This is a genomic window from Streptomyces sp. NPDC007205, assembly GCF_040634095.1.
GTDB lineage: Bacteria > Actinomycetota > Actinomycetes > Streptomycetales > Streptomycetaceae > Streptomyces.
Window position 1 is genome coordinate 219,344 of the sequence record NZ_JBEYEW010000008.1, and the last position, 8,732, is coordinate 228,075.

General features: G+C 69.0%; 5 protein-coding genes. 1 reads left to right on the top strand and 4 read right to left on the bottom strand.

The annotated features are described in order from the left end of the window. The 4 genes from ABZ624_RS16690 to ABZ624_RS16705 all read right to left on the bottom strand — a co-directional run bounded on the left by ABZ624_RS16690 (position 1) and on the right by ABZ624_RS16705 (position 5,673). Positions 1-939 carry a branched-chain amino acid ABC transporter permease gene (locus ABZ624_RS16690; RefSeq protein ID WP_360088399.1) on the bottom strand — a complete coding sequence of 313 codons (939 nt, stop codon included), beginning with the start codon at positions 937-939 and terminating at the stop codon, positions 1-3. 109 nt (positions 940-1,048) lie between these two features. Then, a complete protein-coding gene (locus ABZ624_RS16695; RefSeq protein WP_360088599.1) occupies positions 1,049-2,254 on the bottom strand; it encodes a branched-chain amino acid ABC transporter substrate-binding protein in 1,206 nt (401 codons plus the stop codon). Positions 2,255-2,820: 566 nt separating this feature from the next. Continuing rightward, positions 2,821-3,312, bottom strand: coding sequence for a hotdog fold thioesterase (locus ABZ624_RS16700; protein ID WP_360088402.1), 492 nt, complete (start codon positions 3,310-3,312; stop codon positions 2,821-2,823). A 48-nt stretch (positions 3,313-3,360) separates the two neighbouring features. After that, positions 3,361-5,673, bottom strand: a complete 2,313-nt coding sequence (locus ABZ624_RS16705) for an FdhF/YdeP family oxidoreductase (protein ID WP_360088405.1) — start codon at positions 5,671-5,673, stop codon at positions 3,361-3,363. Positions 5,674-5,863: 190 nt separating this feature from the next. Here ABZ624_RS16705 and polA point away from each other — a divergent pair, with 190 nt between their 5' ends. Next, positions 5,864-8,590 (top strand): DNA polymerase I, encoded by a 2,727-nt coding sequence (polA, locus tag ABZ624_RS16710; protein WP_360088408.1) that lies wholly within the window; start codon positions 5,864-5,866, stop codon positions 8,588-8,590. The last annotated feature ends 142 nt before the right edge of the window (positions 8,591-8,732 follow it).

The window sequence follows — 8,732 nt, forward strand, 5'->3', positions numbered from 1 at the left end:
TCACGCCCTGTCCGCGACGCGTTCGCCGAGCAGGCCCTGTGGCCTGAAGAGGAGTACGAGGATGAGGAGGACGAAGGCCCACACCGGAGCCCAGCTGCCGCCACCGAGCTGGTGCATGCCGGGGACGTCGGCGATGTAGGCGGTGGCCATGGCTTCGGCCACGCCGAGCACGAGACCGCCGAGCATGGCGCCGTAGATGTTGCCGATGCCGCCGAGGACGGCCGCGGTGAACGCCTTCAGACCGGCGAGGAAGCCCATGTCGTACGAGACGGAGCCGTACTTGAGGCCGTAGGAGACGCCGGCGACCGCGGCGAAGAAGCCGCCGATGGCGAAGGCGATGACGATGATGCGGTTGGTGTCGATGCCCATCAACTGGGCGGTGTCCGGGTCCTGGGCGGTGGCCTGCATGGCGCGACCGGTGCGGGAGAGCCGGACGAAGAAGGCGAGGGCCGCCATGCACAGCGGGGCGGCGATGATCAGGAAGACGTCACCGCTCTGCACGGTCACGGAGCCGAGGTGCAGCGGGCCGAACGGCAGCTGCGGGAAGACCCGGGCGGACTTGGCGTCGCCGTCGACGTGGTACCAGTTGAAGACCGCCTGCTGCAGCGCGAGCGACAGGCCGATCGCGGTGATCAGCGGGGCGAGGCGTGGTGCGCCGCGCAGCGGACGGTACGCGAAACGCTCGGCGCCGATGGCGATGAGTACGGCGACCAGGGCACCGCCGATGAGCATCGCCGGCAGGGCTATCCACATGGATATGCCGTCCGGCAGGACGAGGTAGACCGTGAGGGCGCCGAAACCTCCGGTCATGAAGATCTCGCCGTGGGCGAAGTTGATGAGCTGGACGATGCCGTACACCATCGTGTAGCCGATGGCGATCAGCCCGTACATCGAGCCGAGGAACAGCCCGTTGGCCAGCTGCTGCGGCAGGGTGTTCACCGCGTGGCCTCCATGTGGTGGGGAGAGTCAAGGGGGCGGTAGAGGGCGGGCCGCGCGGTGACGGTGGTCTGTGCCGCGCGGCCCTGGGGGTGCGATGTGCTGCGGTGGGTTACTTGGGGTTGGCCGTACCGCTCTTGACGGACTTCCAGACACCGTTGGTGACCTGGTAGACGGTCAGCTGCTTGTTCGTGGTGTCGCCGTACTCGTCGAACGAGATCTTGCCGGAGATGCCGTCGAAGGAGGTCTTCTGGACGGCGTCGACGACCTGGGCGCGGGCGTCGGACGGAATCTTGCCGTCCTTCACGACCTGGCCGACGGCCTTGATGATGGCGGTGGTGGCGTCGTAGGCGTAGGAGCCGTAGGTGCCGTAGTCACCGGGGTACTTCTTGGCCTTGTAGGTGGCGACGAAGTCCTTGGCGGCGGGCAGGGTGTCGACCGGGACGCCGATCGAGGTCACGAGGTCGCCCTCGGAGGCCTTGCCGGCGGTCTTGATGTAGGTCGGGGTGAACATGCCGTCGCCGCCGAACAGCGGGATCTTGGCGCCGGCGTCCTTGAGCTGCTTGGTCAGCACCTCGGACTCGTCGTACTGACCGCCGTAGTAGAGCACGTCGGCACCCGAATTCTTGATCTTGGTGACCAGCGTGGAGAAGTCACGGTCACCGGTGTTGACGTGGTCGGTGCCGATGACCTTGCCACCCTGCTTGACGAACTGCTCCTTGAAGATCTTGGAAAGGCCCGCGCCGTAGGTCTGCTTGTCGTCGACGACGAATGCCTTCTTCTTGTGAATGCCGTTGTAGGCGTAGTCCGCCGCGTAGGCGCCCTGCAGCGCGTCGGTGGTCGCGGTGCGGAAGTAGGTCTTGAACGGACGGGACTTGGTGGTCTGCCAGTTCTTGCCCTGGGTCAGCTCGACCCCGGTGTTGGACGGGGAGATCTCCACCAGGTTGGCGGTGGCGAAGACCTGCTGCATCTGCGTGGCCACACCGGAGTTGAGGGGGCCGACCACGCCGAGCACGTCCTTCTGGGAGACGAGCTGGGTGGCGTTCTGCTGGCCGGTGGCGGGGATCGCCTTGTCGTCCAGCGCCTTGATCTTGAAGGTGACGCCGGGGACGGCCTTGTTCTTGTTGGCGTCGTCGACGGCGATCTGGGCGCCGTACTCGATGCCCAGGCCCGTCGCGGAGTTCTGGCCGGTCAGCGGGGCATCGACGCCGATCGTGACCGTCACGCCGCCGTCGCCGCCCTTGTTGTCCTTGTCGCGGGAGCCACACGCGGTGAGAGTCAGAGCTCCGGTGGTCAGCACGGAGGTAAGAATCACCAGAGAACGCTGTCGCACAATCGATCCTTTCCGCAGGCACATTCCGCCCCTTCACAGGGGAACGGCGGGTGCCGCGCCGGTACCGAACTCCCGATGGAGCGGTGACTGGCGGTGACTCTAAGCGTGTGTAGGGAACGTGGAGGAGAGCTTGACCAAGGCTGTGACGCTCTTGTTATGACACGGGGTAATGCAGAGCGGTACAGCGTGGGGTGGAAAACAGGAATTCAGGCCGATTCACCCCGTCCACATTCTGAGAACCCGCAGGATCCACCATGATCCGTTCAGGTGTCTCAGGCGATTCGGTGATGACGTATCACTGTTGCCGGAGGCGGCTTCCGGGGACCCTGAAGGGCGTTGTCCACACCGGGAGACGGGAGTGAATGCACAAATGTATATTGCACGCGTATTACGGAGAGTTACGCGGAGGGAAGGTGAGCCGAGGTTCCAGGCCGAGGTTCCTGCCGAGGCTACGGGAGCGGGCCTGGCGGACCGTCAGCTGATCGACCTTCAAGTCGCTGATTCGTGCGACGGTTTGGCGGGGCCGCGTGGACCCCGCCGAGTCGTCGCTGTCAGGCTCCCGCGCCCCGGGCGTGCGCTGCGTCGTCCTTGTTCACGTCCCGCAGCAGGCAGGTCAGCCGGGCGCTGCATACCCGACGACCCTCCTCGTCGCTGATCACGATCTCGTACGTCGCCGTCGAGCGGCCCCGGTGCACCGGCGTGGCCACACCCGTCACCAGGCCCGAGCGGACCCCGCGGTGGTGCGTGCAGTTCAGGTCCACACCGACCGCGATCTTCGAGTGGCCGCCGTGCAGCATCGAGCCGACCGAACCCAGGGTCTCCGCCAGCACCGCGGAGGCGCCCCCGTGCAGCAGGCCGTACGGCTGGGTGTTGCCCTCCACCGGCATGGTCCCGACGACCTTCTCCGGCGAGGCCTCCAGGATCTGCACACCCATGCGCGTGCCGAGGTGTCCGGCCGAGAACAGGGCGGGCAGGTCGACACCGAGCGCCGCGTACTCGTCGATGATCTCCTGCGGGAACTTCACTCGCTGCTGCTCGCCCATGGGCCCGGCTCCGTCCTTGTCCGTCTGTGGTCCTGGCTGAGCGAACGCTCAGTCGGCCGCCGATTGTTCCAGACGGCCCACGGTGCCCTCCGCGTGGTCTTCGAGGCGTACGACCACGGACTTGCTGGCCGGGGTGTTGCTGGTGTCGGCGGTGGCGTCGAGCGGGACCAGGACGTTCGTCTCGGGGTAGTACGCCGCCGCGCAACCCCGGGTCGTCGGGTAGTGCACGACCCGGAAACCGGGCGCCCGCCGCTCCACGCCGTCCTTCCACTCGCTCACCAGGTCGACGTACGATCCCTCGGCGAATCCGAGGGCCTGAGCGTCCTCGGGATGCACCAGTACCACCCGGCGGCCGCCCGTGATGCCCCGGTACCGGTCGTCCAGGCCGTAGATCGTGGTGTTGTACTGGTCGTGCGAGCGCAGGGTCTGCAACAGCAGCCGGCCCTCGGGCAGTTCGGGATACTCCACCGGCGCCGCCGTGAAGTTCGCCTTGCCCGTGGCGGTCGGGAAGCGGCGCTCGTCGCGCGGCGCGTGCGGCAGCGTGAAGCCGCCCGGCCGGCCCACGCGCGCGTTGAAGTCCTCGAAACCGGGGACCACGCGCGCGATGCGGTCACGGATCGTCGCGTAGTCCTTCTCGAACTCTTCCCACGGTACGACGCTGTCCGCGCCGAGCACACGACGCGCGAGGCCGCAGATGATCGCCGGCTCGGACTTCAGCCGCGGGCTCGCCGGCGCCAGCCGCCCACGCGAGGCGTGCACCATGCCCATCGAGTCCTCGACGGTCACGAACTGCTCGCCACCGGCCTGTACGTCCCGCTCGGTGCGGCCCAGCGTGGGCAGGATCAACGCCCGTGCGCCCGTGACGACGTGCGAGCGGTTCAGCTTGGTCGACACATGCACCGTCAGCCGCGCCCGGCGCATCGCGGCCTCGGTCACCTCGGTGTCCGGCGAGGCGGAGACGAAGTTGCCGCCCATGGCGAAGAACACCTTCGCCTCGCCGTCGCGCAGCGCGCGGATGGCCCGTACGACGTCGAAGCCGTGCTCCCGCGGCGGCGCGAACCCGAACTCCTTCTCCAGCGCGTCCAGGAAGGCCGGCGCGGGCCGCTCGAAGATGCCCATGGTGCGGTCGCCCTGCACGTTCGAGTGACCGCGCACCGGGCACACGCCCGCGCCCGGACGGCCGATGTTGCCGCGCAGCAGCAGGAAGTTGACCACCTCGCGGATGGTCGGAACGGCGTGCTTGTGCTGGGTGAGACCCATGGCCCAGCAGACGATGGTCCGCTGCGAGGCGAGCGCCATACCGAGGGCCTGCTCGATCTCTTCCCGGCTGAGGCCGGTCGCCTTCAGCGTGTCGTCCCAGTCGGCGGCGCGGGCGGCCTTCGCGAACTCCTCGAAACCATGAGTGTGTTCGCGGACGAAATCCTCGTCGACCGCGCCGTCGGTCTCCAGGACCAGCTTGTTGAGGAGCCGGAAGAGGGCCTGGTCGCCGCCGATGCGGATCTGCAGGAACAGGTCTGTGAGCGCGGCGCCCTTCAGCATGCCCTTGGGTGTCTGCGGGTTCTTGAAGCGCTCCAGGCCCGCCTCGGGCAGCGGGTTGACGCTGATGATCTTCGCGCCGTTCGCCTTGGCCTTCTCCAGCGCCGAGAGCATGCGCGGATGGTTCGTGCCCGGGTTCTGCCCGGCGACGATGATCAGGTCGGCCTTGTGGAGGTCCTCCAGCAGGACGCTGCCCTTGCCGATGCCGATGGTCTCGCTGAGCGCCGACCCGGACGACTCGTGGCACATGTTGGAGCAGTCCGGCAGGTTGTTCGTGCCCAGCTCGCGCGCGAAGAGCTGGTACAGGAACGCGGCCTCGTTGCTGGTACGGCCCGAGGTGTAGAAGACGGCCTCGTCGGGGGTGGAGAGGGCGGTGATCTCCTCGGCGACGATGTCGAAGGCGCGCTCCCAGCCGACCGGCTCGTAGTGCGTGCCGCCCTCGGGGAGGTACATGGGGTGGGTGAGCCGTCCCTGCTGCCCCAGCCAGTACCCACTTCTCGTCGCCAGGTCGGCCACGGAGTGCGCGGCGAAGAACTCCGGGGTGACCCGGCGCAGGGTGGCCTCCTCGGCCACCGCCTTCGCACCGTTCTCGCAGAACTCCGCCTTGTGCCGGTGGTCCGGCTCCGGCCAGGCGCAGCCCGGGCAGTCGAACCCGTCCTTCTGGTTCACCCGCAGCAGCGTCAGCGCCGTGCGCCGCACGCCCATCTGCTGCTGGGCGATGCGCAGCGTGTGCCCGATGGCGGGCAGCCCGGCGGCCGCGTGCTTGGGCTCCGCGATCTGCGGTGCGTCCTGAACCGGATCACCCTTCGGCGGCTTCGTCGCCATCGCACGCTCTCCTTCGACTGCGCGGTCCGAATACGCAGACGATCCTCCCACGCGGCACCGACAACGGAGCCGCCCCCTTCGCCGGCCGCCCCGCCCTGCCTCTCGTCGATCTTCGGTCGCTGTGCCGGTGCTCACAGCCACCAGCAGGACGCGACCCGGACTGTCAGTGCGGCGTGGCAGGATCGGGGGCGTGGCAGAGACAGCATCGAAGAAGACCGACAAGACCCCCGGCGGCCCGCGTCCCCGGCTGATGCTCATGGATGGGCACTCCCTCGCTTACCGCGCGTTCTTCGCGCTGCCCGCGGAGAACTTCACGACCGCGACCGGCCAGCCGACGAACGCGATCTACGGCTTCGCGTCGATGCTGGCCAACACCCTGCGTGACGAGGAGCCCACGCACTTCGCCGTGGCCTTCGACGTCTCGCGCAAGACCTGGCGTTCCGAGCGGTTCACCGAGTACAAGGCGAACCGCTCCAAGACCCCGGACGAGTTCAAGGGCCAGGTCGAGCTGATCGGCGAGCTGCTCGACGCGATGCACGCCCCGCGCTTCGCCGTCGACGGCTTCGAGGCGGACGACATCATCGCCACCCTCGCCACCCAGGCCGAGGCCGAGGGCTTCGAGGTGCTGATCGTCACCGGCGACCGCGACTCCTTCCAGCTGGTCACCGACAACATCACGGTGCTCTACCCGACGAAGGGCGTCTCGGAGCTGACCCGGTTCACCCCGGAGAAGGTGTTCGAGAAGTACGGCCTGACGCCCGCCCAGTACCCGGACTTCGCGGCCCTGCGCGGCGACCCGTCCGACAACCTCCCCGGTATCCCGGGCGTCGGCGAGAAGACCGCCGCGAAGTGGATCAACCAGTTCGGCTCGTTCGCGGAGCTGGTCGAGCGCGTCGACGAGGTCAAGGGCAAGGCCGGCCAGAACCTCCGCGACCACCTGGAGTCGGTCAAGCTCAACCGCGTCCTGACCGAGCTGGAGCGCCAGGTCGAGCTGACCAGGTCGGTCGCCGAGCTGGAGCGGGTCGCGTACGACCGCAAGGCGGTCACGATGGTCCTGGACACCCTGGAGATCCGCAACCCGTCCCTGCGCGAGCGCCTCTTCGCCGTCGACCCCGGCACCGAGGAGGCCGAGGCCACGCCGATCGTCACCGACGGCGTGGAGCTGGACGGCACGATCCTGCGCACCGGCGAGCTGGCCCCCTGGCTCACCGGGCACGGCGCCGAGACCCTGGGTGTCGCCACCGTCGACACCTGGGCGCTGGGCACCGGCTCGGTGGCCGAGGTCGCCCTGGCCGCGGCCGGGGGAGCGGCGGCCTGGTTCGACCCGGCCGAGCTGGACGAGGCCGACGAGAACGCGTTCGCGGCCTGGCTGTCCGACGCCGCCCGCCCCAAGGTGTTCCACGACGCCAAGGGCGCCATGCGCGTCTTCGCCGAGCACGGCTGGTCCGTCGAGGGTGTGACCATGGACACCGCGCTCGCCGCCTACCTGGTCAAGCCGGGCCGCCGCTCCTTCGACCTGGACGCGCTGTCCCTGGAGTACCTGCACCGCGAGCTGGTGCCCGCCGCCGCGGCCGACGGCCAGCTGGCCTTCGGCACCGACGAGGGCGCCGAGGCGGAGGCCCTGATGATCCAGGCCCGCGCGGTCCTCGACCTCGGCACCGCCTTCGGGACCCGCCTCGAAGAGGTCGGCGCGGCGGAACTGCTGGGCGACATGGAGCTGCCGACGTCCGCCCTGCTCGCCCGCATGGAGCGGCACGGCATCGCGGCCGACCGGGCGCACCTCGAGACGATGGAGCAGATGTTCGCGGGCGCGGTGCAGCAGGCCGTGAAGGAGGCGCACGCCGCCGCCGGCCACGAGTTCAACCTGGGCTCGCCCAAGCAGCTCCAGCAGGTCCTTTTCGAGGAGCTGGCCCTGCCGAAGACCAAGAAGACCAAGACCGGATACACCACCGACGCCGACGCCCTGGCCTGGCTCGCCACCCAGACCGACAACGAACTGCCGGTGATCATGCTCCGCCACCGCGAGCAGGCGAAGCTGCGGGTCACGGTCGAGGGCCTGATCAAGACCATCGCGGGCGACGGCCGTATCCACACCACGTTCAACCAGACGGTGGCCGCGACCGGCCGGCTCTCCTCCACGGACCCGAACCTGCAGAACATCCCGGTCCGCACGGACGAGGGCCGGGCCATCCGCCGCGGCTTCGTCGTCGGCGAGGGCTTCGAGTCCCTGATGACGGCCGACTACAGCCAGATCGAGCTGCGTGTGATGGCCCACCTCTCCGAGGACGAGGGCCTGATCCAGGCGTTCACCTCCGGCGAGGACCTGCACACCACCGCCGCCTCGCAGGTGTTCGGCGTCGAGCCCGCCGCGGTCGACGCGGAGATGCGCCGCAAGATCAAGGCGATGTCGTACGGCCTGGCCTACGGGCTGTCCGCCTTCGGCCTCTCCCAGCAGCTGAACATCGAGGCGGCGGAGGCACGCGCCCTCATGGACGCGTACTTCGAGCGCTTCGGCGGCGTCCGGGACTATCTGCGCCGGGCGGTCGACGAGGCACGGGCGACGGGCTACACGGCGACGCTCTTCGGCCGCCGCCGGTATCTGCCGGACCTCAACAGCGACAACCGTCAGCGCCGCGAGGCGGCCGAGCGCATGGCCCTCAACGCGCCCATCCAGGGCACGGCGGCCGACATCGTCAAGATCGCCATGCTCAAGGTGGACGGCGCACTGCGGGCAGCGGATCTGAAGTCCCGCATGCTCCTCCAGGTCCACGACGAAATCGTCCTGGAAATCGCCCCCGGCGAGCGGGCTGCCGCGGAGGAGATCGTCCGCCGCGAAATGGCGAACGCCGTCCAGCTGCACGCCCCCCTGGACGTCTCGGTGGGCGTGGGCCCGGACTGGGAGTCGGCAGCCCACTAGCCTGCGGCGCATTGCCGGAGGGGGCGTCGCAGCCGATGTGCGCTACGCCCCCTCCACCGCACCGGCACCAGTAACCCCTTCTCCGGCGCAACGGCGCTCATCCTCCACGGCGCGATCCGGCGGTGCCGGACCCACCACAACC